This window comes from Nocardioides sp. (assembly GCF_030655615.1).
Taxonomy (GTDB): Bacteria; Actinomycetota; Actinomycetes; order Propionibacteriales; family Nocardioidaceae; genus Nocardioides.
Map to the genome: position 1 here is coordinate 1 of NZ_JAURVJ010000145.1, position 24,664 is coordinate 24,664.

The 24,664-nt window shown below is 73.5% G+C and carries 25 protein-coding genes and 1 pseudogene; 10 read left to right on the forward strand and 16 right to left on the reverse strand.

What is annotated here, in order from left to right; translation table 11 throughout:
* On the forward strand, positions 1-1,181 hold a 1,181-nt coding region (locus tag Q7T52_RS12150; RefSeq protein ID WP_304802818.1), incomplete at its 5' end, for a VCBS repeat-containing protein.
* A 19-nt stretch (positions 1,182-1,200) separates the two neighbouring features.
* On the opposite strand, the gene Q7T52_RS12155 is transcribed toward Q7T52_RS12150, so the two are convergent.
* The 9 genes from Q7T52_RS12155 to Q7T52_RS12195 form a co-directional block, all read right to left on the reverse strand.
* Entirely contained in the window at positions 1,201-1,827 is a 627-nt protein-coding gene (locus Q7T52_RS12155) for a hypothetical protein (RefSeq protein WP_304802820.1), read from the reverse strand.
* Positions 1,828-1,861: 34 nt separating this feature from the next.
* The gene (gene hemQ, locus Q7T52_RS12160) at positions 1,862-2,584 is read right to left on the reverse strand and encodes a hydrogen peroxide-dependent heme synthase (RefSeq protein WP_304802822.1); all 723 of its coding nucleotides are present in this window, start codon (positions 2,582-2,584) and stop codon (positions 1,862-1,864) included.
* Positions 2,581-3,891 carry an NAD(P)/FAD-dependent oxidoreductase gene (locus tag Q7T52_RS12165; protein WP_304802824.1) on the reverse strand — a complete coding sequence of 437 codons (1,311 nt, stop codon included), beginning with the start codon at positions 3,889-3,891 and terminating at the stop codon, positions 2,581-2,583. Before Q7T52_RS12165 ends, hemQ begins: the two co-directional genes overlap by 4 nt.
* Positions 3,892-3,946: 55 nt before the next feature.
* Positions 3,947-4,462, reverse strand: a complete 516-nt coding sequence (locus Q7T52_RS12170) for a flavin reductase family protein (RefSeq protein ID WP_304802826.1) — start codon at positions 4,460-4,462, stop codon at positions 3,947-3,949.
* Entirely contained in the window at positions 4,459-4,989 is a 531-nt protein-coding gene (locus tag Q7T52_RS12175; RefSeq protein WP_304802828.1) for an NAD(P)H-dependent oxidoreductase, read from the reverse strand. The genes Q7T52_RS12170 and Q7T52_RS12175 overlap by 4 nt, the downstream gene beginning before the upstream one ends.
* On the reverse strand, positions 4,986-6,143 hold the full coding sequence (locus tag Q7T52_RS12180) for an LLM class flavin-dependent oxidoreductase (RefSeq protein ID WP_304802830.1): 1,158 nt from the start codon (positions 6,141-6,143) through the stop codon (positions 4,986-4,988). The genes Q7T52_RS12175 and Q7T52_RS12180 overlap by 4 nt, the downstream gene beginning before the upstream one ends.
* A 60-nt stretch (positions 6,144-6,203) precedes the next feature.
* Positions 6,204-7,316: a dimethylsulfone monooxygenase SfnG gene (sfnG, locus tag Q7T52_RS12185; RefSeq protein WP_304802832.1), complete on the reverse strand. Its 1,113-nt coding sequence runs from the start codon at positions 7,314-7,316 to the stop codon at positions 6,204-6,206.
* Positions 7,317-7,497: 181 nt separating this feature from the next.
* Positions 7,498-7,809: a metalloregulator ArsR/SmtB family transcription factor gene (locus Q7T52_RS12190; protein ID WP_304802834.1), complete on the reverse strand. Its 312-nt coding sequence runs from the start codon at positions 7,807-7,809 to the stop codon at positions 7,498-7,500.
* Positions 7,806-8,273 carry an SRPBCC family protein gene (locus Q7T52_RS12195; RefSeq protein ID WP_304802836.1) on the reverse strand — a complete coding sequence of 156 codons (468 nt, stop codon included), beginning with the start codon at positions 8,271-8,273 and terminating at the stop codon, positions 7,806-7,808. Before Q7T52_RS12195 ends, Q7T52_RS12190 begins: the two co-directional genes overlap by 4 nt.
* A 201-nt stretch (positions 8,274-8,474) precedes the next feature.
* On the opposite strand from Q7T52_RS12195, the gene Q7T52_RS12200 reads away from it, so the two are divergent.
* From Q7T52_RS12200 to Q7T52_RS12210, 3 genes are read left to right on the forward strand one after another with little or no spacing between them, the layout of a single operon-like run.
* Positions 8,475-9,395 carry a LysR family transcriptional regulator gene (locus tag Q7T52_RS12200; RefSeq protein ID WP_304802838.1) on the forward strand — a complete coding sequence of 307 codons (921 nt, stop codon included), beginning with the start codon at positions 8,475-8,477 and terminating at the stop codon, positions 9,393-9,395.
* A 51-nt stretch (positions 9,396-9,446) separates the two neighbouring features.
* Positions 9,447-9,626, forward strand: a complete 180-nt coding sequence (locus Q7T52_RS12205) for a hypothetical protein (RefSeq protein WP_304802840.1) — start codon at positions 9,447-9,449, stop codon at positions 9,624-9,626.
* Between the two features lie 49 nt (positions 9,627-9,675).
* Positions 9,676-10,431: an NYN domain-containing protein gene (locus Q7T52_RS12210; RefSeq protein ID WP_304802841.1), complete on the forward strand. Its 756-nt coding sequence runs from the start codon at positions 9,676-9,678 to the stop codon at positions 10,429-10,431.
* Here the strand turns inward: Q7T52_RS12210 and Q7T52_RS12215 are convergent.
* On the reverse strand, positions 10,428-11,024 hold the full coding sequence (locus Q7T52_RS12215; protein ID WP_304802843.1) for a YafY family protein: 597 nt from the start codon (positions 11,022-11,024) through the stop codon (positions 10,428-10,430). The two genes, Q7T52_RS12210 and Q7T52_RS12215, sit on opposite strands and share 4 nt — an antisense overlap.
* A 66-nt stretch (positions 11,025-11,090) precedes the next feature.
* On the opposite strand from Q7T52_RS12215, the gene Q7T52_RS12220 reads away from it, so the two are divergent.
* Positions 11,091-11,267 (forward strand): hypothetical protein, encoded by a 177-nt coding sequence (locus tag Q7T52_RS12220; RefSeq protein ID WP_304802845.1) that lies wholly within the window; start codon positions 11,091-11,093, stop codon positions 11,265-11,267.
* A 53-nt stretch (positions 11,268-11,320) separates the two neighbouring features.
* Here the strand turns inward: Q7T52_RS12220 and Q7T52_RS12225 are convergent.
* Positions 11,321-11,446: pseudogene (locus Q7T52_RS12225) on the reverse strand (helix-turn-helix domain-containing protein); the annotation flags it as partial.
* Between the two features lie 108 nt (positions 11,447-11,554).
* Here Q7T52_RS12225 and Q7T52_RS12230 point away from each other — a divergent pair.
* The gene (locus Q7T52_RS12230) at positions 11,555-11,977 is read left to right on the forward strand and encodes a VOC family protein (protein WP_304802847.1); all 423 of its coding nucleotides are present in this window, start codon (positions 11,555-11,557) and stop codon (positions 11,975-11,977) included.
* 61 nt (positions 11,978-12,038) lie between these two features.
* Positions 12,039-13,097 carry a DUF4349 domain-containing protein gene (locus Q7T52_RS12235; RefSeq protein WP_304802849.1) on the forward strand — a complete coding sequence of 353 codons (1,059 nt, stop codon included), beginning with the start codon at positions 12,039-12,041 and terminating at the stop codon, positions 13,095-13,097.
* Between the two features lie 13 nt (positions 13,098-13,110).
* On the opposite strand, the gene Q7T52_RS12240 is transcribed toward Q7T52_RS12235, so the two are convergent.
* Both Q7T52_RS12240 and hemE read right to left on the reverse strand, forming a co-directional pair.
* A complete protein-coding gene (locus tag Q7T52_RS12240) occupies positions 13,111-14,439 on the reverse strand; it encodes a carboxylesterase family protein (protein WP_304802851.1) in 1,329 nt (442 codons plus the stop codon).
* Between the two features lies 1 nt (position 14,440).
* Complete coding sequence (hemE, locus tag Q7T52_RS12245; protein ID WP_304802852.1) at positions 14,441-15,502, reverse strand: uroporphyrinogen decarboxylase; 1,062 nt, start codon at positions 15,500-15,502, stop codon at positions 14,441-14,443.
* A 69-nt stretch (positions 15,503-15,571) separates the two neighbouring features.
* Here hemE and Q7T52_RS12250 point away from each other — a divergent pair, with 69 nt between their 5' ends.
* Both Q7T52_RS12250 and Q7T52_RS12255 read left to right on the forward strand, forming a co-directional pair.
* Complete coding sequence (locus Q7T52_RS12250) at positions 15,572-16,180, forward strand: DUF3000 domain-containing protein (RefSeq protein WP_304802854.1); 609 nt, start codon at positions 15,572-15,574, stop codon at positions 16,178-16,180.
* A complete protein-coding gene (locus Q7T52_RS12255) occupies positions 16,177-17,619 on the forward strand; it encodes a ribonuclease D (protein ID WP_304802856.1) in 1,443 nt (480 codons plus the stop codon). The genes Q7T52_RS12250 and Q7T52_RS12255 overlap by 4 nt, the downstream gene beginning before the upstream one ends.
* Here Q7T52_RS12255 and Q7T52_RS12260 read toward each other — a convergent pair.
* From Q7T52_RS12260 to hrpA, 3 genes are all read right to left on the reverse strand, one after another.
* Entirely contained in the window at positions 17,577-18,926 is a 1,350-nt protein-coding gene (locus Q7T52_RS12260; protein WP_304802858.1) for an ABC transporter substrate-binding protein, read from the reverse strand. The two genes, Q7T52_RS12255 and Q7T52_RS12260, sit on opposite strands and share 43 nt — an antisense overlap.
* A 248-nt stretch (positions 18,927-19,174) precedes the next feature.
* On the reverse strand, positions 19,175-19,786 hold the full coding sequence (locus tag Q7T52_RS12265) for a hypothetical protein (protein ID WP_304802860.1): 612 nt from the start codon (positions 19,784-19,786) through the stop codon (positions 19,175-19,177).
* 30 nt (positions 19,787-19,816) lie between these two features.
* Complete coding sequence (hrpA, locus tag Q7T52_RS12270) at positions 19,817-23,650, reverse strand: ATP-dependent RNA helicase HrpA (RefSeq protein ID WP_304802862.1); 3,834 nt, start codon at positions 23,648-23,650, stop codon at positions 19,817-19,819.
* Between the two features lie 104 nt (positions 23,651-23,754).
* Between hrpA and Q7T52_RS12275 the strand changes: the two genes are divergently transcribed.
* Positions 23,755-24,664 (forward strand): SPFH domain-containing protein (locus tag Q7T52_RS12275; RefSeq protein WP_304802864.1); only part of this gene is annotated, 910 nt, incomplete at its 3' end.

A 24,664-nucleotide genomic window follows, 5' to 3' on the forward strand; every position in this document is an offset into this window, starting at 1 on the left:
CCACCCGGGCCCGCGCCGCGGCAGCGGCGTCGTCCACGACCCCGCGCAGCCGACGAGGGATCGCGATCGCCGTGGCCGCCGTCGTCGTGCTCGCCGGGGGCGGGGCGGCAGCGCTCCTCGTCGGCGGAGGTGACGACGACGACGAGCCCGGGCCGGCCGAGGTCTCCGACAGCAGCGGTCCCCCCGCTCCGGTCGCCGAGCCGGTGGCCGGTGACGTCGACGACGACGGCTTCGGCGACGTGCTGATGACCCAGGTCCGCGCCGACAGCAGGCGCCCGGTCGCCACCTTGACCTTTCCCTCCAACGGTCAGTCGCTGGGCGCGGTCGAGTCCGTGCCGCGCACCGACGACGGCGACGTCCACCTGGCCGACGTCGACGCCGACGGCCTGCTCGACCAGGTCACCGTCGAGGCGTCGGGGATCGAGGAGACGGCCCACCTCGTCGTCCAGCCCGGCGACGGCAGCGAGTCCTGGACCGCCGACTTCGACCTGCCGGGCACGACGTTCGGCATCACGAGCTTCCCGTTCGTCACCGACGCCGACGGCGACGGCCGCGCCGACCTCGTCCTCACCGCCGACAGCGAGGGCCGCACCGGTCTGTGGGTCGCCCGGGCAGGCGACCAGGCGTTCGGCGAGCTCGAGCAGTGGTACGCCGGCACCGACGACTGGACCGCCGCCGAGTTCGTCACCGGCGACTTCGACGGTGACGGCTCCAGCGACGTCCTGGTCACCACCAACCGCGAGGCCGGTGGCGAGGCCTGGACCGTGCTGACGTCCGACGGGACCGCGTTCGAGCCCGGCGAGGTCTACCCGCTCGACGCGGGCGGACTCGCCCTCGGCACGCCGGTCCCCGGCGACGTCGACGGCGACGGGGCCGACGAGGTGGTGCTGTTCGGCGGCGCCGGACGCTCCGTCAACGTGCTGGAGGTCGCCGACGGCACGATCGGTGGGCGCGGGCGCTGGGCCAAGGACCTCGGCGCCGCCGTCCAGAACACCTACGACGTCTACGTCCTCAGCGACGTCGACGGCGACCGCGACGACGACGTCGTCTGGCTCCAGCCCGACCGCACCTTCGCCGTGCTGCTCTCGACGGGAGCGAGCTTCGAGGCCCCCACCCCGTGGGGCACCCTCGAGTGCGGCGACGAGTGCGGCGACGACTTCAGCTTCGCCCGTCTCGACTGACCACTCGATCCGTCCGGTCTCAGGCGTCGGTGAGCGCGCTCGTCACCACCACGACGCCGCCGCCGTAGGTCGCGTCGACGTGGTCCTGGATCGACCCGTCGTCGTAGGTCACGTCGACGAGCACGTGCCCGGCCTCGTCGGCGTAGGCCCCCTGCACGCCGGGCAGCGTGTCGGTGAGGTCGTTGGCGATCGCCTCGAGCTCGGCCCGGGTGTGGTCGCGCGACGGCGTCGGCAGCTCGACCGGCGGGCCGGGCCGTGGGTCGTAGAGCGCCGCCGGGACCGCCTCGGTGACGGCGAACGTCTCGCCGTCCCACGTCCCGGTGACGGCGAAGGACCCCCACCGGGTGTCGCCCTGGCGCTCGGCGTACCGCGCCTGCTCCTCCCAGTCCCAGCCGGTGACCGCGGGTCCCCCGCACTGGGGTGGGTAGGACTCCGCGACCGGGCCGAGGCACAGCTCGGGGCCGGTGCCGGTGTCCATGACGGTGACGAGCTGGGACCGCACCGCGCCGGGTGCCGCGGGCACGGCGCCCGGGGGCGCCTGGCTGCTGCCGGCCGGGTCGTCAGCCTGCTGGGGTCCGTCGTCGCCCCCGCACCCGGTGAGGCTCAGGAGCATGACGGCGGCGGTGGCGGCGACGAAGGTCCTCATGGGCGTACGACGCCTCCGACGGGTCGCGGGTTCCCTACGGCAGGCGGTCGACCAGCGTGGCGACCGGCGTCAGCGCGCCGGTGTAGAACGGGATCTCCTCGCGCACGTGGCGCCGGGCCCGGCTGGCGCGCAGGTCGCGCATGAGGTCGACGATCCGGTGGAGGTCGTCGGCCTCGAACGCGAGGATCCACTCGTAGTCGCCCAGGCCGAACGACGAGACGGTGTTGGCCCGCACGTCGGGGTAGGGGCGCGCCTGCATGCCGTGCTCCTTGAGCATGTCGCGCCGCTCGTCGTCGGGCAGCAGGTACCACTCGTAGGACCGCACGAACGGATAGACGCAGACGTGGCCCTTGGGCGCCTCGTCGTCGAGGAACGCCGGGACGTGGCTCTTGTTGAACTCGGCCGGGCGGTGCAGCGCCATCTGTGACCAGACGGGGGCGAGCCGCCGGCCGAACGCCGTACGACGGAAGCGGTGGTAGGCCGCCTGCAGCGACTCGGAGTCGGCGGCGTGCCACCAGACCATCACGTCGGCGTCGGCGCGCAGGCCGCTGACGTCGTAGGTGCCGCGGACGACGACGCCGCCCTCGGCGAGCTCGGCGTAGAGCTTCTCGACCTCGGCGCCCTCGGCCTCACGGTCGGCGCCGTCGGGCCCGTCGCCGAGCGGGGTCTCGAGCCGGAACACCGACCACATCGTGTAGCGGATGGCGTCGTTGATCTCGCGCAGCCGGGCGGCGTTGGTCTTGGTCTCGTCGCTCATGCCTCCATCATGCCGCGCAGCACCACGGCCACCGCGGCCCGGGCCGACGCGATGCACGCGGCCACCCCGACGCCGTCGTAGGCCGCCCCGCAGACGGCGAGGCCGGGCACCCGGGCGACGTCCGCGCGGATCCGGGCCACCCGGTCGAGGTGGCCGACGGGGTACTGCGGCAGGCCACCGCCCCAGCGCTGCACGTGCGTGTCGATCGGCTCGCCGACCGGTCCGACGGCGGCGCGGAGGTCGGCGAGCGCGACCGCGGCGAGCTCGGTGTCGGTGCGCTGCAGGGTGTGCTGCTCGCCGGCCCGGCCGAGGGAGACGCGCAGCAGCACCGCGCCGTCGGCGCCGGGGTCGCGGCCCCACTTGGTCGAGGTGAAGGTCGCCGCCTTGATCGCGCGGCCGTCGACCGGCGGCACCAGGAAGCCCGACGCCTCACGGACCGCGTCGGGCAGGTCGTCGGCCGCGAAGGCGAAGGTCACCAGGGCCGTCGACGCGTAGTCGTAGCCGGCGAGCTCGGCCGCGGCGTCCGGCGCGAGCCCGGCCAGCAGGCGGGCGGCCGGAGCGGCGGGGACGGCGACCACGACCGCGTCGGCCCGCTCCCCTGCGACCTCGAACCTGCCCTCGACCCGGCGCAGCTCGCGCACGGTCGTGCCGGTGCGTACGTCGAGCCCGTCGGCGAGCCGCCCGGCGAGGGCGCCCATCCCGCCCGCGACGCCGGCGAAGACGGGCGTTCCGGGGTCGGCGGGCGTCACGACGGGCCCGCTGCGGAAGCGCATCAGCTGCGGGATGGCCGCCAGGGTCGAGATCGAGCGCGCGTGGCCGGCGTAGACGCCTCCGAGCAGGGGCTCGACCAGCCGGTCGACGACCTCGTCGCCCCACCGGCCGGCCACGAGGTCACCCACCGACAGGTCCGCCTCGGACGCCTGGTCGAGCGACACGGGGTGTCGGGCGCGGTCGAGGCCCTCGGGCGAGAGGATGCCCGAAGCCGCGAGGCCGTCGAGGTCGATGGGGGCCCCGAGGAGCGTGCGCGGCAGCGGTCGGAGCGCGTCGCGGGTCCAGATGCGCGACGACGCCACGGCCGGGTGGACGACGTCGAGGCCCAGCTCGCGGGCGAGGCCGACACCCTCCGGGCGCCGGTTGACCATCGCCTCGGCGCCGACGTCGACGACGACCCCGCCGACCGACGCCCGCCGGATCTTGCCGCCGACCCGGTCGGTCGCCTCGAGGACGACGACGTCGGCCCCGGCGGCGGACAGGTCGCGGGCGGCGGTGAGGCCGGCGACCCCGGCTCCCACGACGACGACCCGCATGCCTCCAGGCTGCCAGACGGCACCCCGGCGGCGGGCCGGGTGGGTCACGCCGGGATCAGCCGGCCATGCTCCCGAAGCCGCTGCGGTGGAAGACGAGCGGCGAGGCCGCGTCGGCGGCGGCCGCGCCGGCGTCGACGGCGTGCAGCAGGAGCAGCACGATCGTGTGGTCACCGGCCTCGACCTCACGGTAGATCGAGCAGTCGAAGCGGGCCAGCCCCTCGTCGAGCGTGACCGCACCGTCGTCGCTGACGGTGTGGGGGACGTCGTCGAAGCGGTGCTCGACGGGCCCGGCGAGCTGGCGGCAGAGGTCGACGTGGCTGTCGGCCAGGATCGTCACGCCGAGGTGGTTGGCGCGCCGTAGGTCGGGCCAGGTCTTGGACGAGTTGGCGATCGAGAAGGACACCAGTGGCGGGTCGAGGCTGACCGAGGTGAACGACGAGGCGGCCAGTCCGGTGGACCGGCCCTCGACCTCGGCGGCCACGGCGACGACGCCGCTCGGGAAGACCCCGAAGGCCTCGCGCAGCTGCTCGGGGTCGAGGTCCTGGTTGGTCGTCATGCGGAGGGCCGTCATGCGGGGGCTCCGGTCCGGGCGGCGAGGAGGGTGGAGACGACCGGTCGGGCGGTGGCCAACCAGTCGGCGTAGGCCGCAGGGTCGTCGTGGGCGGAGTCGAGCACGTAGAGCCCGCGCACCGGGACGATCGCACCGATCTCGGTCAGCACCGGCCGCAGGGTGAGCTCGGGGGCCAGCGCGTGGGCGGGGCCACCGCCGAGCATCAGCGGGACCGCGATGCCGCTCAGCCCGCTCCCGTAGTCGGGAGCGAAGCGGTCGAGGAACAGCTTGAGCAACCCCGTGTAGGTCGCCTTGTAGGTCGGGCACGCGACGACGACCAGGTCGGCCGCGGCCACCTGCTGGACGAGCCCGCCCACCGCTTCGTCGCGCTGGTCGAGCAGGCCGGCGCCCACGGTGGCGAGGTCGACGACGAGGTCGGGCTCGGCGCCGCTCAGCTCGCGGGCGAGGTAGGTGGCCGCCTCGAGGGTGCGCGAGGCGGGCTTGGGGTTGCCGACGACGACGGCGACGCGGGGTGCGGGGCGGTTCATGCCACGGTCTTCCCGGCGCCGCCGAAGGGCACGGCTGCGGCGCGGACGGTGGGCGGGGCGGGGTGGTCCCAGAGCCCGCGGCGGGCGAGCTCGGGGAGGACTCCCTCGCCGAAGCGGTAGGACTCCTCGAGGTGGGGGTAGCCGGAGAGCACGAACTCCTGGATGCCCACGGCGGCGTACTGCTCGACCAGGTCGGCGATCTCGGAGTGGCTGCCGACCATGGCGGTGCCGGCCCCACCGCGGACGAGGCCGACGCCGGCCCACAGGTGGGGGTGGATCTCCAGGCCGTCCTTGCTGCCCGCGTTGAGCTCGAGCATCCGTCGCTGGCCCTCGGACTCGCTCCTGCGCAGGCCCGACTGGACGCGCTCGATCTCCTCGGGGGAGATGTGGGCGAGCAGGCGGTCGGCCTCGGCCCACGCCTCCTCGGACGTGTCGCGCGCGATCGTGTGGAGGCGGATGCCGAAGCGCAGCTCGCGGCCTTCGTCGGCGGCCAGCTTCTTGATCCAGTCGACCTTGTCCTGCACGGCGGCCGGCGGCTCCCCCCAGGTCAGGTAGACGTCGGCGTGCTTGGCCGCGACGGTCCCGGCGGCCGGCGAGGAGCCGCCGAAGTAGATCTCGGGCAGCGGGTCGGGGATCTGGGCCAGGACGGCGTCCTCGACCTGGTAGTGCTTGCCGTCGAAGTCGACCGTCTCGCCGGTCCACAGACGCCGGACGATCTCGAGGAACTCGCCACAGCGTTCGTAGCGGCCGTCCTTGTCGAGGAAGTCGCCGAACATCCGCTGCTCGTGGCTCTCGCCGCCGGTGACGACGTTGAGAAGCAGCCGGCCTCCGGTGAGGTTCTGGAAGCTGCCGGCCATCTGGGCCGAGAGGAAGGGCGCGGTCAGGCCGGGCCGGAACGCGACCAGGAACTTCAGCCGCTCCGAGACCTGGCTGAGCATCGCGGTCGAGATCCAGGCGTCCTCGCACCAGGCGCCGGTGGGCGTCAGGGCCGCCTCGAAGCCGAGCTGCTCGGCGCTGCGCGCGATCTGGCCGAGGTAGGGCACCGACGCCGGTCGGCCGGCGGCACCGGCCTCGACGCCGTGGCCGCCGCCGACGACCTGGCGGCCGTCGCCGCCGTTGGTGGGCAGGAACCAGTGGAACGTGAGCTTGGTCATCGTCTCTCTTCCAGGGGGAGCGCGGTCCGAGTGCTGACAGGGTGTCAGAGCCGGCCAGGGTCAGGCACGGGCCAGCTCGGCGGCCTCGAGCTCGCGGACGATCGGGAGCACCTCGCGGCCGAAGTACTGCACGTCCTCCTGGAAGTGCAGGAAGCCGAGCAGGAACAAGTCGACGCCCTCGCGCTTGTAGTCGAGCATCCGGTGCGCGATCTGCTCGGGCGTGCCGACCAGGCCGGTGCGGAAGCCGTCGTTGTACTGCACGAGGTCCTTGAAGTCCGAGTCCTGCCACATGCCCTTCTTGTCCCCCGTGGACTGCCCGGCCTGCTTGACCGCGCTGCCGAAGCCCTCGACGGCCTCGACGTCGGCCTTCTCGACGATCTCGTCGAGCACGGCGTGGGCCTCGGCCTGGGTCTCGCGGCCGATGAGGAAGCCGTTGACGCCGAACCGCACGTGCCCCGAGCGGCCGTGGACCGCGGCGACGTCGCTCACGTCGTGGATCTGCTCGGCGATGCCCTCGGGCGAGTTGCCGTTCATGAAGTACCAGTCGGTGACCCGACCGCCCATGCCGCGGGCGTCGGAGGAGTTGCCGCCCATGAAGATCTCGGGGTGCGGACGGCCGGGGACCTCGTAGGGCTTGGGCTTGAGGTCGAAGTCGTGCAGCCGGTAGAAGTCACCGCTGAGCTCGGCGTGGTCGGAGGTCCAGATCTCGCGCAGGTAGCGGATGAACTCCTCGGAGCGGCGGTAGCGCTCGCAGTGCTCCATCCACGGCTCGCCCATCTTGGTGAACACGTCCTTGAACCAGCCGCAGACAACGTTCACGCAGAACCGGCCCTTGGTGTACTGGTCGGAGCTGGCGACCAGCTTGGCCAGGACTCCGGGCTGCCAGAGGCCGGGGTGGACGGCGGCGATGACCTTGAGCCGCTGGGTGGCCAGGGCGATGGCCAGGCTGATCGAGGTCGACTCGTGCTGGTAGGCCGCGCCGTAGCCGGCCATGTAGCGGACCTGGGACAGGGCGTAGTCGAAGCCGTTGTCCTCGGCGAGACGGGCCAGCTCGATGTTGTAGTCGAGGCCCCAGTCGGTGCGCTGCTCGATCTTGCTGACGACCAGGCCGCCGCTGACGTTGGGCACCCAGTAGGCGAACTTCAGCGGCTCGGTGACGGGCGTGCTGGTCATGTCTGCTCTCCTCCGTGCTCGTCCGCTGATGGCGGCTTATGTGTAGTGACATTATCGTCTTAGACGGCGGATGCAAGGCAGGGGCGTCCACCCGGCGTACGGAGATGACGACGGGGTGACAGGCACTGCCTGTCACCCCGCCTGTCACCCCGCTCGTCACCCCGCCTGGGACCGCTCCTTCTCACTCCTCGGCGAGCGCCTTGATGCGCGCCAGCCGGGCGTCCCAGGTGCGGCCGATCCGGTCGAGCTCGCGCGCCACGTCGCTGAGCCGGCCGCCCAGCGCCCGGTGCACGACCTCACGCCCGCGCCGCTCGGACTCGACGAGGCCGGCGGCGACCAGCACCTCGAGGTGCTTGACGATCGCCTGCCGGCTCACCGGCAGCTCGCGGGCCAGCGCCGAGGCCGAGGCCGGCCCCTCGCCGAGTCGCGCCAGGACCGCCCAGCGGGTGTCGTCACCCAGCGCGGCGAACACGGGCGCGAGGGTGGTCGTCACCCGGCCGACCCCGAGCCGGAGGAGACGACGTGGTCGCGGGCCGCGGCGAGCTCCTTGGTCCAGCCGTCGGAGTTCTCGGCGACGTGGTGCGCGACGTCCTCGCGGCTCTTGTCGAGGGTCTCGAACCCGGACTCGACGACACGCAGGGTGACGCCGCCCTCGCGCTCCTCGATCGTGAACTCCACCAGCGTGCCGCCGGTCGAGGCGTTGTCGAGCCAGCGATAGCTGAGGGCGCGGGGGCGGTCGCTGAGCACGGTCTCGAGGCGGAACTCGCCCCACTTCTCGTGGACGACGACGTGCCGGTCTCCGTCGGTGCGCACCTCGGCGGCGAGGTCGACGACGCCTTCGTTGATCCACCAGCCGGGGTGCTCGAGCAGCTCCCAGACCTTGTCGGCGGGGGCGTCGATGTCGATGCTGCGCTCGATCCGGTCGAGCTGGACGTCGTCCTGGAGCTGGTCGGTCATGGCTGGTCTCCTCGTCGGTGGTCGGTCATGTGCAATCCCACAATTGCATGTTCTCGCACGTGGTGCAACCACCGAGTTGCACAGGCGCGCTGGTCCGGCCGCAGTTCGGCCGACGAAGCCCCGACGGCCGGTCGGTGTCGTAGACTCCGCTTTCTCTACCGGATTACTCAAGTATCGTCCGGCCGACCAGGGAGCCCGACGATGCGCATCGAGCAGCTCGAGTACATCGCCGCCGTCACCCAGCACGGCTCCCTGCGCCGCGCCAGCGAGCGCCTCCACATCTCGCAGCCGGCCCTCAGCGAGGCGGTGAGCAAGCTCGAGCGCGAGCTCGGCGTCATGCTCCTCGACCGCCGCCGGTCGGGCGCCCGGATCTCCCGCGAGGGCCGCGAGCTGCTGCAGCACATGGTCGAGGTCCTCGAAGCCGTCGACCGGCTCAAGGTCGCCGCCGGCGACCGCGGCGCCGAGGCCCGCCAGGTGCGGGTCGGCACCGTCAACGCCGCGACGACCACCCTCCTCGTGCCGGCCGTGACCCAGCTCCAGGCCCTGCACCCCGAGACCAACCTCGAGCTGCTCACCATGCAGCAGGCCGAGATCGAGCAGGGCCTGCTCGAGGGGTCGCTCGACCTCGGCCTCGTCAACGTCCTGGGCGGCGACGACCCGCCGGTCGACCTCGTCGGCACCGACCTGCTCCACGGCCGGCCCGTGGTCGTGCTGCCCGCCGACCACCCCCTCACCGCGCAGCAGCTGATCACGGCCGAGGACCTGCGCGCCGAGCGGTTCATCGCGATGCGCGCCGGCTACCTGATGCACCGCTTCGCCCACCGCATCTTCGGCGCGCAGATGCCGACGACCTGCCACAGCACCGACGGCGCCGAGATGGGCAAGACCCTCGTCGCCGAGGGCCTGGGCCTGACGCTCCTCCCCGACTACAGCGTCATCGGCGACCCGCTGGAGCGCGCCGGGCTGATCACCACCCGCCCGATCGCCGGCGACCAGACCGTCGTCACGCTCGTGCTGCGCCAGCGCGCCTCGGCCGGTCCCCCGGCGCCGCTGCAGGTGCGGGCGCTGCGCACGGCGCTGCTCGCCCGGGCCCGGGAGTACGCCGGCTCGCGCGCCTCCTGACCACCCGCCCGGAGGGCGCGACCGCGTGACGGGACGCCCTAGGTTGGCGGCATGACCGAGGACCAGTTCGACCCGCAGAACTCCACCGCCGACCTGACCTCGGAGCCGACCGCCCCCGGCACCGCCGACGGCAACCCGACCGAGGGCGTCGAGATCGACGAGGCCGAGCAGGCCGAGGCGGTCGTGCCCGACGACAAGTCGATCGACGGGCCGCCCGCCGGTCACGCCTGACGCCCGGTTCCGGCCCGTCCCAGGTCCGGCGGCGCCCTAGGGTGGGTCGGTGACCTCCACGCCGGAACCGGCCCTGCGTCCCGACGTACGCCTCGGCGTCCTCATCGACGCCGACAACACCTCGGGGGCCCACGCCGGCGCCATCCTCGAGGAGCTCGCGACCTACGGCGTCCCGACCGTCAAGCGCGCCTACGGCGACTGGACGACGCAGCACCTCGTCGGCTGGAAGGACGCGCTGCTCGCCCACGCCATCCAGCCGATGCAGCAGTTCGCCAACACCCGCGGCAAGAACTCGACCGACTCCGCACTCATCATCGACGCGATGGACCTCCTCTACGGCGGCAACCTCGACGCCTTCGCCCTGGTGTCGAGCGACAGCGACTTCACCCGCCTCGCGACGCGGCTGCGTGAGGCCGGCAAGCTCGTCGTCGGTCTCGGCCGGCGGACCACTCCCCCGGCGCTGATCGCGGCGTGCGACCGGTTCGTCTTCCTCGAGGTGATCACCGGCACTCCGACGGAGACGCTGCCCGACGAGCCCGGCGCCGAGGTCACCGAGCTGCCCGCCCTGGGGCCGATCCTGCAGTCGGCGATCGACAGCACCAGCGGCGACGACGGCTGGGCCCACCTGAGTGCGGTGGCCACGCACATCCAGAAGCGGCACGCGTCGTTCGACCCGCGCAACTACGGGTCGAAGAAGCTCGTGGACCTGGTGCGCGCCCAGCCCAAGGTCGAGGTCAGCCAGTCCGCCAACGTCGTGCGGGTGCGGCTCGCCACGACGAGGAAGACTGCCGCCAAGCACGCCTAGGACCCGGCGGCACGCGCGTAGCGCTCGGCGACCCGGGCGAGCTCGGCCCGCAGCTCGGGTGGCCCGACGACCTCGAGCTCGGCGTCGTAGCGACCGATCGAGGCGACCAGGCCGGCCCAGGACCACGACCCGGCCACCAGCCGACAGCGGTCGGGGCCGAGCTCCTCGACGACCGCGTCGCCTGCGTAGGGCGCCACGTCGCGGACCGGCAGGTGCAGCACCACCTCGCCCCGGCAGGGCCACTCGTCGGCGCCGGTCGAGCCCTTGAAGCGCGCCGAGACGAACGTGGAGACGTCGACGCCGCCCGGGAGCCCGCGCGGCGCGAACCGGGGGCCGTGCGGGGTGCGCAGGGAGATCCGGTCGACGCGATAGGTGCGCCAGTCGGCGCGGTCGAGGTCCCAGCCGACGAGGTACCAGCGGCCGGCGCGGGTGACCACGTGGTGGGGCTCGGCCCGACGCGGCGCCCGCACCTCGTCGGTCGCCGCGTCGGTCGCCTCGTCGGTCGCCTGGCCGGTCGCCTGGCCGGTCGCGTCGCCGAGGTCGAAGCGCACCACCTCCCGCGCCCGGACCGCACCCGCCAGCGCCAGCAGCACGCCCGGGTCGGCCGCGACTCGGGTCCCCGCGAGGTGGGACGAACCGCCGAGACCTCGAGGGTGTCGATGCGGTGGCGCAGCCGGGCCGGCATCACCTGGCGCACCGTCGCCAGGGCCCGTGCGGCGGCCTCGCCGATGCCGGCCCCGGAGGCGGTCGCCACCCGCAGCGCCACCGCGAGCGCCACGGCCTGCTCGTCGTCGAAGAGCAGCGGCGGGAGCTCACTCCCGGCCTCCAGCCGGTAGCCGCCGTCGGGGCCCTTGGTCGCGTGGATGGGGTAGCCGAGCTCGCGCAGCCGGTCGACGTCGCGGCGCACGGTGCGCTCGCTGATCTCGAGCCGGTCGGCGAGCAGCTGGCCGGGCCAGTCACGGCGCGCCTGCAGCAGCGACAGCAGCGTGAGGAGCCGTGCGGAAGGTCCGGGCATGGGTCCAGGTTGCCAGAAGTACCGGACAGGAACTGACCGCTACCTCCGCCAGAGTGGGTCTCGCGGCCGGCACCAGCCGACCCGGCACCCTTGACCGAAGGACCCCACATGACCGTCACCGTCACCCCCCACCTCAACTTCCGCGGCCAGGCCCGCCAGGCGCTCGAGCACTACCAGGCCGTGTTCGGCGGCCACCTGGTGATCGCGACGTACGCCGACGCCGGCCGGGCCGACGACCCCGCCGAGGCCGACCTCGTCCTCTGGGGCCAGGTCGCCAACGACGCCGGCTTCCGCGTCATGGCCTTCGACGTGCCCGCCGGTCGGTCGTGGAGCCCGGGCGAGGACCCGTTCTACGTCTCGGTCCGCGGCACCGACGCGACCGAGGTCACGGCCTGCTGGGAGCGGCTGGCCGAGGGCGCCACCGTGGTCGAGCCGCTCGCGCCCTCGGCCTGGTCGCCGCTCTACGGGATGGTGACCGACCCGTTCGGCATCACCTGGGTCATCGACGTCGAGGTGCTCCACGCGGGGTGACCGGTCTGGACCACCGAGCGCGGTCGTGGAACGGGGCGGCGGTCCGGCACGTCTGTGCTGCATGACCACTCGTGCCCGCCGCCTCGTCGCGGCCGCAGCGTCCACCGCCCTCCTCGGCCTCGGCGTGGCCGCCTGCTCCGCGGGTGAGAGCGACGACGCCGGTGGTTCCTCCGCCGCCGACGACATGGCCGCCGCGTCGGCTCCCGACGGCGCGGCGGCCGCCGGCGAGTCCCTCGACCGGGAGGTGGCGGCCGACGCCCCGGCCGAGGCAGCCGACGAGCTGGCGTTCGAGACGAACGCCGACAGCACCCGCTCGGGCGCCGGCACCGGCGCGGCCGCTCCGCCCGCCGACAACGCCCCGGAGCCCGATCCCGGGCCGCGCTCGCTGATCAAGACCGGCAACGTCGCGCTGCGGTCGACGGACGTCAAGGACACGCTGTTCGAGGTCAAGAAGGTCCTGCAGCAGACCAACGGCGAGGTCGCCGAGGAGAACACCCAGGCCGACGACGACGGCGAGCCCGAGACCGCGCTGCTCACCGTCCGGGTCCCGGTCGGCCAGTTCGAGACGGCGCTCGACGGGCTCAAGACCCTCGGCGCCGAGGAGGAGGGCGTCGACCTGATCGACAGCAGCTCGACGACGAGCGACGTCAGCACCCAGGTCATCGACACCGACGTGCGGGTGGAGCTGCAGAAGCGCAGCATCCAGCGGATCAGCCTGCTCCTCGAGCGGGCCGCCAGCATCCGCGACGTCGTCAACATCGAGCAGGAGCTCGCCCGCCGCGAGGCCGACCTCGGCTCGCTGCAGAAGCGACAGACGTTCCTCGCCGACCAGACGTCGCTCTCGACGATCACGATCTCGCTCGAGCGCCCCGCGGCGAAGAAGACCGCCACCGAGAAGAGGGAGGCGAAGGAGGACGACTCCGGGTTCTTCGCCGGCCTCGACAACGGCTGGGACGCCTTCGAGACGGTCACCACCGGCCTGCTCACCACGATCGGCGCGCTGCTGCCCTTCGGCGTGCTCGCGTTGGTCGTCGGCCTCCCGCTGCGAGCGTTCCTGCGCCGACGCGAGCCCCGCACCCCGGTCCCCACCGCGGACGCACCCGCGCCGGTGTCGGCGTGAGGCGCGGCCCGGGTCAGCCGTGGATGGTGAGGTAGGGACAGCCCTCGTCGAGCACCCGGCCGGACCGGGCGAACTCGGCCCAGACCCGGCGTACCGGCCGTCCGGCCGCCTCGACCTCGTCGCCGGACAGGCCGGCGGTGACGGGCGAGCGCTCCCAGACGACGCGGTGCGGGAAGAGCAGTGCCAGGTCGATGGTGTGGGCGCCGGCCAGGCCGGTGCCGGGCGCGCCCCACGAGATCGTGTAGCGCGTCGCACGACCGCCCGCCGTGCGGTGACGGACCAGGAAGCGTCGGGTGTCGCGGGTGTAGATGCGCCAGGTCGTCACCCTGATGACGGCCTCCACGAGCCGGCGACCGACGAGGGGCACCTCGGCGAGCCGGGCCAGCGGCGGCACCTCGGAGACGAAGAAGCTGCTCTCGCGGCTGTTGGTGCCGATGAGCAGCTCGACGCCGGGCGCGGCGGCCGTCCACGCGGCCTCGAGCTCGTCCTCGCGGGGCAGCGGGGCGTGGCCGTACTGCAGGCCGAACGGCATCCCCGAGATGAGCCCGAACGAGCGGGCGCGCCGGTTGATGCGCTCGTAGTGGGTGACGACCTCGCTGGCCGGCGCGTCGGCCGGGATCGAGCCGGCCTCCTCGGCCATCGCCTCCGACATCGCCTCGCGGCCGCGGGTGATGCCGAGCGGGGCGCTCTGGACGATCGCGCGGTGGAACAGGCCCGCCGCCCCGTCGGCCACCATCAGGTGGAGCACCGCGTCGGCGCCGGCGGACTCGCCGAAGGCCGTCACGTTATCGGGGTCGCCGCCGAAGCCGGCGATGTTGCGCTGCACCCAGCGCAGCGCCTCGACCTGGTCGAGCAGCCCGAGGTTGGCCGGCCGCCCGTCGGGTGACCCGAGGTAGCCGAAGAGGCCGAGACGGTAGGTCACCGAGACGACGACGACGCGCTCGTCGCGGACCAGGACCGCCGGGTCGTGGATCGGCGCGTCGCCCGCGCCGTTGACGTAGGAGCCGCCGTGGAGGAACACCATGACCGCGAGCCGCTCGTCGGGCCCCACGTCGTGGGGCACGGTCACCGAGAGGCGCTGGCAGTCCTCGTCCTCCGGTACGTCGCCGAACCCGAGCGGGAACATCCGCTCGAGCAGCGCCGAGCCGGCCTGCGGGCACCCGGGCGACCACGACGTCGCCTCGATGACGTCGGGGGCGGGCGGCTCGGCCACGGGGGCGGCGTAGCGCTCGGCCCGGGCGTAGCGGATGCCGGTCGCACGGACGACGCCCTGGTCGTGCCAGCCGACGACGACGCCGGCGTCGCACGCGAACCGGGGCTGCGTGGCGACCTGGTCGACCACGTCAGCCCGCCGCGTCGACCGGGTAGCCCTGCACGAACTCGGTCAGGCGCTTCAGCTGGTCGGGCGGGGTGGACGGGATGACGCCGTGCCCGAGGTTGAAGACGTGGCCGCGGGCGGCACGGCCGGCCTCGATCACCTCGGCGGCCCGGGCCGTCATCACCTCGGTGGGCGCGAAGACGAGCGTGGGGTCGAGGTTGCCCTGCACCGCGCGGTCGCCGACCAGCGGGATCGCGGAGGCCAGCGGCGTACGCCAGTCGACGCCGACGACGTCGGCGCCGGCCTCGCCCATGAGGCCCAGGAGGTTGGTGGTGCCGACGCCGAAGTGGATGCGCGGGACGCCGAGCGCCGCGGCGCGCTCGAGCACGCGGGTCGAGTGCGGCATGACCGAGGCCCGGTAGTCGTCGGGGGTGAGCGCGCCGGCCCACGAGTCGAAGAGCTGCACCGCCGAGGCGCCCGCGGCGACCTGGACCTCGAGGTAGGCCGCGGCGATGCCGGCGATCTTGCGCATCAGCGCGTCCCACACGTCGGGCGCGCCGAACATCATCGCCTTGGTCTTGGCGTGCTCCTTGGACGGACCGCCCTCGACCAGGTAGGACGCCACGGTGAACGGCGCCCCGGCGAACCCGATCAGCGGCGTCGCGCCCAGCTCGGCGACCAGGCCGGCGACGGCCTCGGAGATGAACGGCACGTGGTCGGGCGTGAGGTCCGGGATCGCCTCCACGTCGGCCAGCGTCCGCACCGGCGAGGCGACGACCGGACCGACGCCCGGCTTGATGTCGAGGTCGACCCCGACGGCCTTGAGCGGCAGCACGATGTCGGAGAAGAAGATGGCCGCGTCGACGCCGTAGCGGCGCACCGGCTGCAGCGTGATCTCGACGACCAGCTCGGGCCGCATGCACGACTCGAGCATGCCGACGCCCTCGCGGAGCTTGAGGTACTCCGGCAGCGAACGGCCGGCCTGGCGCATGAACCACACGGGCGTGTGGGGCACGGGCTCGCCGCGCGCGGCCTGGAGGAAGGCGCTCTGTGCGAGGCCGGGATGAGCGTCGGGAAGGGGTGCCACCCAGCAAGCGTGCCAGTCGCGCCCGCGTGTCCCGATATCGGATACCCCACCCCGGCCTAGTCTGGCGGCATGGTCGTGCGCCAGCAGTCGAGCGCCGCGCCCGCGGAGTTCCGCGCCGCGGTCGCTGCGATGCGTGCTGCCGTGCTGCGTCCGGAGGTCTTCTGCGAGGAGATGCCGGCCCCCCAGCGCATCGCGCCCTACGCCTCGGCGCTCTCGGCCGACGTGACCGTCGACGGCGTCGACGTGGGCACCGGCCGGATCATCCTGCTCCACGACCCCGACGGCAACGACGCGTGGGACGGGCTGTTCCGCTGCGTCGCCTACGTCCGCTGCGAGGTCGAGCTCGAGCTGGTCACCGACCCGCTGATGGCCCACGTCGGTTGGTCCTGGCTGGTCGACGCCCTGGACGCCCACGACGCCGAGCACACCAACGCCTCCGGCACCGTCACCCGCGTCGCGACCGAGTCGTTCGGCGGGATGGCCGAGGACGGCGGCACCGCCCAGGTCGAGGTCCGCGCCTCGTGGACACCGGTCGTCGGACCGACCGGCCTCGACATCACGCCCCACGTCGAGGCGTGGGGCGAGCTGCTCTGCACCGCCTCCGGGCTCGAGCCCGTGCCCGACGGGGTCGCCGTGCTGCCGAGCCGACGGGGGCAGCGGGGCACCCCCGGCCGATGACCTCCCACCCGGACCAGCAGGACCCCGCGACCGAGCCCGTCGAGCCAGAGGCGACCGAGGCCGTCGAGCCCGAGGCGGCCGAGCCCGAGGTCGTCGAGCCCCTCGCCGACCTGCTGACCCTCGCCGACGGCGTACCCCCGGTCGTCGAGACCGAGGCCGCGCTCGCCGAGGTCTGCGCCGACCTCGCCGCCGGCACCGGTCCGGTCGCCATCGACGCCGAGCGGGCCTCCGGCTACCGCTACTCCGGACGCGCCTACCTGATCCAGCTGCGCCGCAACGGCAGCCACACGGCGCTCATCGACCCGATCGCGTTCGAGTCGCTGGCCCCCCTGGCCGAGGTCCTCGAGGGCACCGAGTGGATCCTGCACGCGGCCACCCAGGACCTGCCCTGCCTCAACGAGATCGGCCTCTACCCCACGGCGCTCTTCGACACCGAGCTCGCGGGACGGCTCCTCGGCTACCCGCGGGTCGGGCTGGCGACGCTGGTCGAGACGCTGCTGGGCTTCCGGATGAAGAAGGAGCACTCCGCGGCCGACTGGTCGACGCGGCCGCTGCCCCACGCCTGGCTCGAGTACGCCGCCCTCGACGTCGAGGTGCTCGTCGAGCTGCGCGACCGGCTGGCCGCCGAGCTCGAGGAGACCGGCAAGGCCGAGTGGGCGCGCCAGGAGTTCGACGCCCTGCGCTCCTTCCAGCCGACCCCGCGCACCGACGCCTGGCGTCGCACCTCCGGGCTCCACCGGGTCCGCGGCCGCCGCGCCCTCGGCGCGGTCAAGGCGCTCTGGGAGACCCGCGACGAGCTGGCGGCGCGACGCGACGTCACCCCCGGCCGGATCATCCCCGACTCCGCCATCGTCGCCGCCGCGGTCGCGATGCCGACCGACCGCGCCGCGCTCCAGGAGGTCAAGGGCTTCCACGGGCGCGGGGCCGACCGCTACGGCGCCCGCTGGGTCGAGGCGCTCGAGGAGGTCGCCGCCCTCGAGGAGGACGACCTGCCGACCCGCTCGCCGCGCGGCGACGGCCCCCCGCCCCCGCGGGCCTGGGCCGAGAAGGACCCCGTGGCCGCCGTACGCCTCCAGCTCGCGCGCGAGGCCGTCATGGCTCTCGCCGAGCAGCAGAACCTCCCGGTCGAGAACCTGCTGACGCCCGACACGCTGCGCCGCACCCTGTGGTCGCCGCCCGCGACCCGCGACCCCGGCGACCTGCTCGACCGGACCGTCGACCAGCTGACGTCGATGGGCGCGCGACCGTGGCAGGTCGCGCTGACGGCACCGGTCATCGTCACCGCGGTGCTCCAGGCCGACGAGCAGGTGGCGGCCAAGGCGGCCGAGAAGGCGGCGGCACGAGCTGCCGCTGCCCTGGCCGACGACGACGACCCGGACGCGGACGAGACCGACCCTCAGGAGGTCGGGGAGTCCGACTCCGACGGCGACGGGGTGTAGTCGGGGTCGAGCACCGACCGCGACGCCTCGTCGATCTCGCCGGCGAGGTCGGCGACGTTGATGACGCCCGGCGTGAGCAGCAGGTCGGTCAGCAGCGGCTCGACCGCCTGGTTGAGGGCGGGCACGTCGTCGACGAGCGGCAGCAGGACCAGGTTGTCGACGCTGGCGTTGAAGACGCCGGCGTGCTCGGGCTGCTGCCCGGGCTGCAGGAACGCATCGGAACGGGCGACGGTGAGGTTGGCCGGCACGACCTCGCCGGTCTCGGCCAGGGCCTCCACCGACTCGTCGGAGATGACGTGGACGAGGAAGTCCGCGGCCTGCTGCACGTGGTCGCCCGGGGCGATGCAGAGCCCGCTGACCTCGCCGACGGTGGCGGGGCCGCCGACCTCGGGCATCGGCATCACGTCGAAGTCGAGTCCGTCGACCTCGCGCAGCTCGGGGACCAGGTCGCGGAACCCTTCGATCATGCCGACCTGCCCGCGCTCGAACCACTCCAGCGGGGTGGCCTCGGCGAGCTGCTCCTCGCTCAGCGTGTACTGCGTGTCGCGCAGCAGCGGCAGGACGGTGTCGAGCGTGTCGAGGTTGTCGCTGCTGCTGAACGCCACCGACGTCGGGTTGCCGCCGTCGTCGTAGAGCGCGCCCCCGCCGGAGAGCAGGAACGGCGCCAGGCTGGCCAGCGTGGGCGAGATCGACACCCCGCGGTCGTCGCCGCGGCGGCTCGCGAACTCGGCGGCGGCGCTGAACTCGTCGAACGTCCAGCCCTCGAGCTCGTCGGACGGCGCGGCGAGGCCCTGCTCGCGCATCGCGTCGAAGTCGACGAGGTCGGTGTTGTAGTAGATGACCATCGGCGAGACCGTCGACGGCATGCACTGCAGGTCGTCGTCGGCCGAGAACGCCTCGATCGCCGGCAGTGCGTAGTCGTCGCCATAGCTGATGTTGCGCTCGGCGAGCAGGTCGAAGAGCGGCACGTTGCGCTCGCCCTCGATGACGCCGGCCAGGTCGCGCCGCGCGACGAGGTAGACGTCGGGCTTCTCCACGCCGTTGACCAGGTCGGTGGTCATCGCGTCGCTCGAGGGCCACGACACGAGGTCGACCTGGACGCTCTGGGCCGTGGCGTTGTAGCTGTCGACCATGGACTGGTAGGCCGCCACGACGGCGTCGTTGCCGAACACGCCGAAGCTCAGCTCGACGTCGCCGCCGGTCGGCGCCGGCTCGGGCTCGGCCTCGTCCTGGCAGGCGGTCGCGAACGCGGCGAGGAGGGCCAGGACCGGGACGATCGCGAGCCGTCGGCTCGAGCGTCGTCTCATCTGGTTCCTCCGGGTCGTGGGCTGCGGCGCCACCCTACCCAGGCACTTCGGGCTGATGTCGGGCACGCCGGACCGGGAGCGCCTCACGGCGCGTGGCCGCTCGTGGCGGCTTGTGTTGGGACCCGGGGCTGCCGCAGTCCGGCGTGCTCGACGTGGTCAACCGTACTCCCGGGACGGTTGTTCCGCAGCGTCTCGCCCCCGCCTCTCGCTGACCCGTCGCGTTGGTGCGACGGTCTGCGGGAGGGTGGTCAGGCGAGGCGGCCGTCGAGCTCGAGGCGCGCCGAGGTCTCGAGCTGCTCGGCCAGGCCGAGCATCCGGCGTACGTCGGTGTCGCTCGGCTCAGCGAGGACGGCGCGGCCGGTGGCGACGACGCGGGCGAAGGCCGAGGCGCGGAGGAGGACGTCGGCGAAGTCGCTGGTGGCGATGCCGCGGAGCACCTCGTCGACCATGGCCATCAGCTCGTCGGGACCGGGCGGGTCGGCGACGCCGGCGACGACCTCGGCGACGGGGACCCGGCTGCGGCCGGCGTCGTACTCCCCGGCGGCGCGCACCGGCTCGCGGTGCACCCACGCCCGCAGGACGAAGAGCCGCCAGAGGCACCCGGCGAGGGAGTCGGCGGGCGAGCCCGCCCACACCTCGGCGATGGTCTCGATGCCCTCGGTGTCGGCGAGGTGGAGCAGCCGCTCGGCGACGTCGGCGTCACCGGAGCCGCTGGCGCCGCGCACGAGCACGAGGGCCGCCCGGTCGGCGGCCTCGCTGACGAGGGCCGGGTCAGTGCCGCCCTCGATGTCCTCGAACCAGCTCGCCCGGAACGGCGCGGGCCGGTGGTGCGGCCGGCTGGGGCTCTGGTCGTCGGGCACCGCTCCAGCGTAGGAGACGGGCCCTCGCCGTCAGGCCAGGGCCTTGCGGATCCGCTGGTCGCTGACGGGACCGTCGGTGCCGAGCTGCTGGGCCCACAGCGAGACGCGGTACTCCTCGAGCATCCAGCGCACCTGGCGCAGCCGCTCGTCGGGCGGGCGGCCGTCGGGCAGCGCGGCGACGCGGTGCTCGTAGGCCTCCTGGAGCGAGACCACCTGGTCCATCAGCGGCCGGTCGCGGTTGACGCCGGGGCCTTCGAGCCGCTCGCGGCGCTGCTCGAGCGCCCGGAGGTAGGTCGGGTAGCGGCGGAGGCGCCGGGCACCGGCGGCGCCGACGAAGCCGCGGTCGACGAGCCGGCCGAGCTGCGCCTTCATGTCGGTGAGCGCGGGCAGCTGCATCATGTGGGCGCGGCCACCGAGGGACTTGTCGGCCGCCCGCCAGCGCTCGAGGACGACGAGCACGTCGCCGACGGTGGCCCGCACCGCCGCCTCGTGGTCGCGCGACGCCTCGGCGACCAGCGCGTCGAACGCGGCCTCGTCGCGCACCTCGGGCCGGGCGTCGACGGCGTCGACCAGCACGGCGGTGCGGCAGTCGGCGAGCAGCTCGGCCACCGTCGCGTAGGGCGAGCCCGCCAGCCCGAGCTTCTCGAGGTTGGTCAGCGAGTCGAGCACCCGCGCGGTCGGGTCGGGCACGGCCAGGGTGAGCAGGCGGCGTACGCCGAGCCGGTGGCGGGCGGCTGCCTCGTCGGCCGAGCCGAACACCCGCAGCCCGACCGTGGCGCCCTCGTCGACGAGGGCGGGGTAGGCCGTCACCTCGTGGCCCGCACGGCGCTCGGTGATCGAGGCGTCGAGGGCGCCGAAGGTCCAACCGGTCTGGCCGGTTGCCGCGAGGCCGCTGCCGCTGGCGACCTGGTCGAGGGCGGCGGCGAACTGGGGCCGCAGCGGCGCCTTGAGCGCCTCGAGGTCCTTGCCGCGCGCCTGCTCGGCGCCGGCGTCGTCGACCACGCGGTAGGTGGGGCGCAGGTGCTCGGCGACGCGCGACCAGTCCCAGGCCCCGCGGGGCACGACGACCCCGGTCGTGGCGCGGCACCAGCGCTCGAGCGCGTCGAGCAGGGGCTCCTCCCCCGGCGGCGTCTCGCGCAGGAACGCCCGCGCCTTGTCGGGAGCGGGCACCAGCGAGACGCGCAGGTTCTTGGGCAGGCTGCGGATGAGGGCGGTGACGAGCTCCTCGCGCAGCCCGGGGACGTTCCAGGAGAAGTCGTCGTCGCCGACCTGGTTGAGGGTCGCGACGGGGACGTCGATCGTGAGGCCGTCGTCGTCCGCGCCCGGCTCGAAGTGATAGCTGATCGGGAAGGTCAGGCCCTCGCGCCCGCCCATCGTGGAGCCCTCCCAGGCGACCGGGAAGTCCTGCTCCTGCACCGCAGCCGCCGTGTCGTGGACGAGCATGTCGGGGTCGAAGGTGAGCAGCTCGGGGCTGCGCGCCCGGGTGCGCTTCCACCACGTGTCGAAGTGGGCGCCGCTCACGACCTCGGCGCCGACCCGGGCGTCGTAGAAGTCGAAGAGCGTCTGCTCGTCGACGACGATGTCGCGACGGCGGGCGCGGTGCTCGAGCGCCATCGCCTCCTCGAGCAGCTCGCGGTTGCGGGTGAAGAACCGCTGCCGCGTGTGCCACTCCCCCTGCACCAGCGCGTGCCGGATGAACAGCTCGCGGCTGTACTCGGGGTCGACCTTGCCGAAGCTGACGAGCCGGTCGGAGACGAGCGGGACGCCGTAGAGGGTGACGCGCTCCTGGGCCACCACCGCGGCGCGCTTCTTGGACCAGCGCGGCTCGGAGTAGGAGCGCTTGACCAGGTGCTCGCCGAGCCGCTCGGCCCACTCCGGGTTGATCGCGGCGTTCTGGCGCGCCCACAGCCGCCCGGTCTCGACGAGCTCGCCGGCCATCAGGAACGGCGGGTTCCTCCGGTGCAGCCCGCTGCCGGGGAAGATCGCGAAGCGCGCGCCGCGGGCTCCGACGTACTCCCGCAGCGGCTTGCGCCCGCCGCCGCGCTGCTCCTCGCGCTCCTCGAGCAGCCCGATGTGGGAGAGAAGGCCGGACAGCAGGGCCTGGTGGATGCCGTCTGCGTCGGGGTTGTCGGCCGGCGAGCCGATCTGGATGTCCATCTCCTTGCAGACCTGGCGGAGCTGGGCCTCGAAGTCCTGCCACTCGCGCACGCGCAGGTAGTTGAGGTACTCCCGCTTGCACATCCGCCGGAACGCGCTGCTGCTCAGCTCGCGCTGCTGCTCGCGCAGGTAGCGCCACAGAGCAAGCCAGGACAGGAAGTCGGAGCCCTCGACCTTGAACCGGGCGTGCTGCTGGTCGGCCTGCGGTCGCTGCTCGGCGGGCCGCTCACGCGGGTCCTGCAGGCTGAGCGCGGCCGCGATGACGATGACCTCGCGCACGCACCCGAGCCGCTCGGCCTCGAGGATCATCCGCGCCAGCCGCGGGTCGATCGGCAGCCGCGCCAGCCGCCGGCCGACCTCGGTCAGCCGCGGCCCGTCCTGCGGTCGCCCGCGGCGGTCGCGCGGCGGTGGCCGCTGGTCGTTGGCGGCGGTGACGGCACCCAGCTCCTCGAGCAGCTGTACGCCGGCCTGGACGTTGCGCTTGTCGGGCGGCTCGACGAAGGGGAACCGGGCGACGTCGCCCAGCCCGAGCGACGTCATCTGGAGGATGACCGAGGCCAGGTTGGTGCGCAGGATCTCGGGCTCGGTGAACTCCGGGCGCGCGTCGAAGTCCTCCTCGGAGTAGAGGCGGATCGCGATGCCGGGCGCGACACGGCCGCAACGACCGGCGCGCTGGTTGGCCGAGGCCTGGCTGATCGGCTCGATCGGCAGCCGCTGCACCTTGGTGCGCACGGAGTAGCGGGAAATGCGCGCGACCCCGGTGTCGACGACGTAACGGATGCCGGGCACGGTCAGCGACGTCTCGGCGACGTTGGTGGCGAGCACGACGCGGCGTCCGGAGTGGGACGCGAAGACGCGGTGCTGCTCGGCGGCCGAGAGGCGTGAATAGAGCGGGACGATCTCGGGCCCGCGCTCGCCGAGCGCGCTCGACAGGGCGTCGGCGGTGTCGCGGATCTCGCGCTCGCCCGGGAGGAACACCAGCACGTCGCCGGACCCCTCGCCGCCGAGCTCCTTGACCGCGTCGACGACGGCCTCGGTCTGGTCGCGGGTGATCGGCTCCCCCTCCTCGTCGTCCTCCAGCACGTCGACCAGGGGGCGGTAGCGGACCTCGACGGGATAGGTGCGACCGGACACCTCGACCACCGGGGCCGGCCTGCCGTCGACGGCGAAGTGCTGGGAGAACCGCTCGACGTCGATGGTCGCCGAGGTGATGATCAGCTTGAGGTCGGGCCGGCGGGGCAGCAGCCGCTTGAGGTAGCCGAGCAGGAAGTCGATGTTGAGGCTGCGCTCGTGGGCCTCGTCGACGATGAGGGTGTCGTAGCGCTTGAGCTGGCGGTCGCGCTGCAGCTCGGCGAGCAGGATGCCGTCGGTCATCACCTTGACCTGGGTCGCGCGCGACGTCTTGGCGGTGAACCGGACCTGGTAGCCGACCAGGTCGCCCAGCTCGGAGCCGAGCTCCTCGGCGATCCGCTCCGCGACGCTGCGGGCCGCGATCCGCCGCGGTTGCGTGTGGCCGATCCGCTCGCGGCCGAGCTCGAGACAGATCTTGGGCAGCTGGGTCGTCTTGCCGGACCCGGTCTCGCCGGCCACGATCACGACCTGGTGGTCGCGGATGGCCGCGGAGATCTCGTCGCGGCGCTGGCTGACGGGCAGGTCGGGCGGATAGGTGATGCGCCGCTCGTCTGGCTGGGACGGGGCATCGGACATGGTGGGACCATTCTGCCCGGTCGTGTCGAACCGAATAATCGGGCGTACCGTCCCCTGCGTCGGCTACGTTCCGGACGACCCCCACCCTGAGAGAGGCCAGGCCCATGGGATTCATGGACAGCATCCGCGGCGAGTTCATCGACATCATCGAGTTCCTCGACGACAGTCGCGACACGCTCGTCTGGCGCTTCCCGCGCCACGACAACGAGATCAAGAACGGCGCCCAGCTGATCGTCCGCGAGGGCCAGACCGCGGTGTTCGTCAGCGAGGGCCAGATCGCCGACGTCTTCACACCCGGCACCTACACGCTCGAGACCAAGAACCTGCCCATCCTCTCGACCCTCAAGGGCTGGAAGTACGGCTTCGACTCGCCGTTTAAGGCCGAGGTCTACTTCGTCGCGACCCGCCAGTTCACCGACTTCAAGTGGGGCACGCAGAACCCGGTCACGCTGCGCGACGCCGAGTTCGGCATGGTCCGGCTGCGCGCGTTCGGCACGTTCGCCCTCCGCATCGTCGACGGCGGCAAGCTGCTCCGCGAGCTCGTCGGCACCGACCCGCAGTTCCGCACCGAGGAGGTCGCGGAGTTCCTGCGACAGTCGATCGTGTCGCAGTTCGGCACGGCGCTCGCCAAGGCCAACGTGCCGATGCTCGACCTGGCCGCCAACCAGCAGGGCATCGCCGACCAGCTCGCGATGACGCTGACCGAGCAACTCGCCCCGATGGGCATCGAGATCCCCCGCTTCGTCATCGAGAACATCTCGCTCCCGCCCGAGGTCGAGGCCGTCCTCGACAAGCGCACGTCGATGGGCGTGCTCGGCAACCTCGACCAGTACGCCAAGTTCCAGGCCGCCACCGCGATCGGCGACGCCGCCAACAACCCCGGTGGCGCCGGCGAGGGCGTCGGCCTCGGGGTCGGGGTCGCGCTCGGCCAGCAGATGGCCAGCGCGCTGGCGCCGCAGGCGGTCCAGCCGCCGCCGGCCCCCGCGACCCCCACGGCTCCGGCCGCGCCCGCCG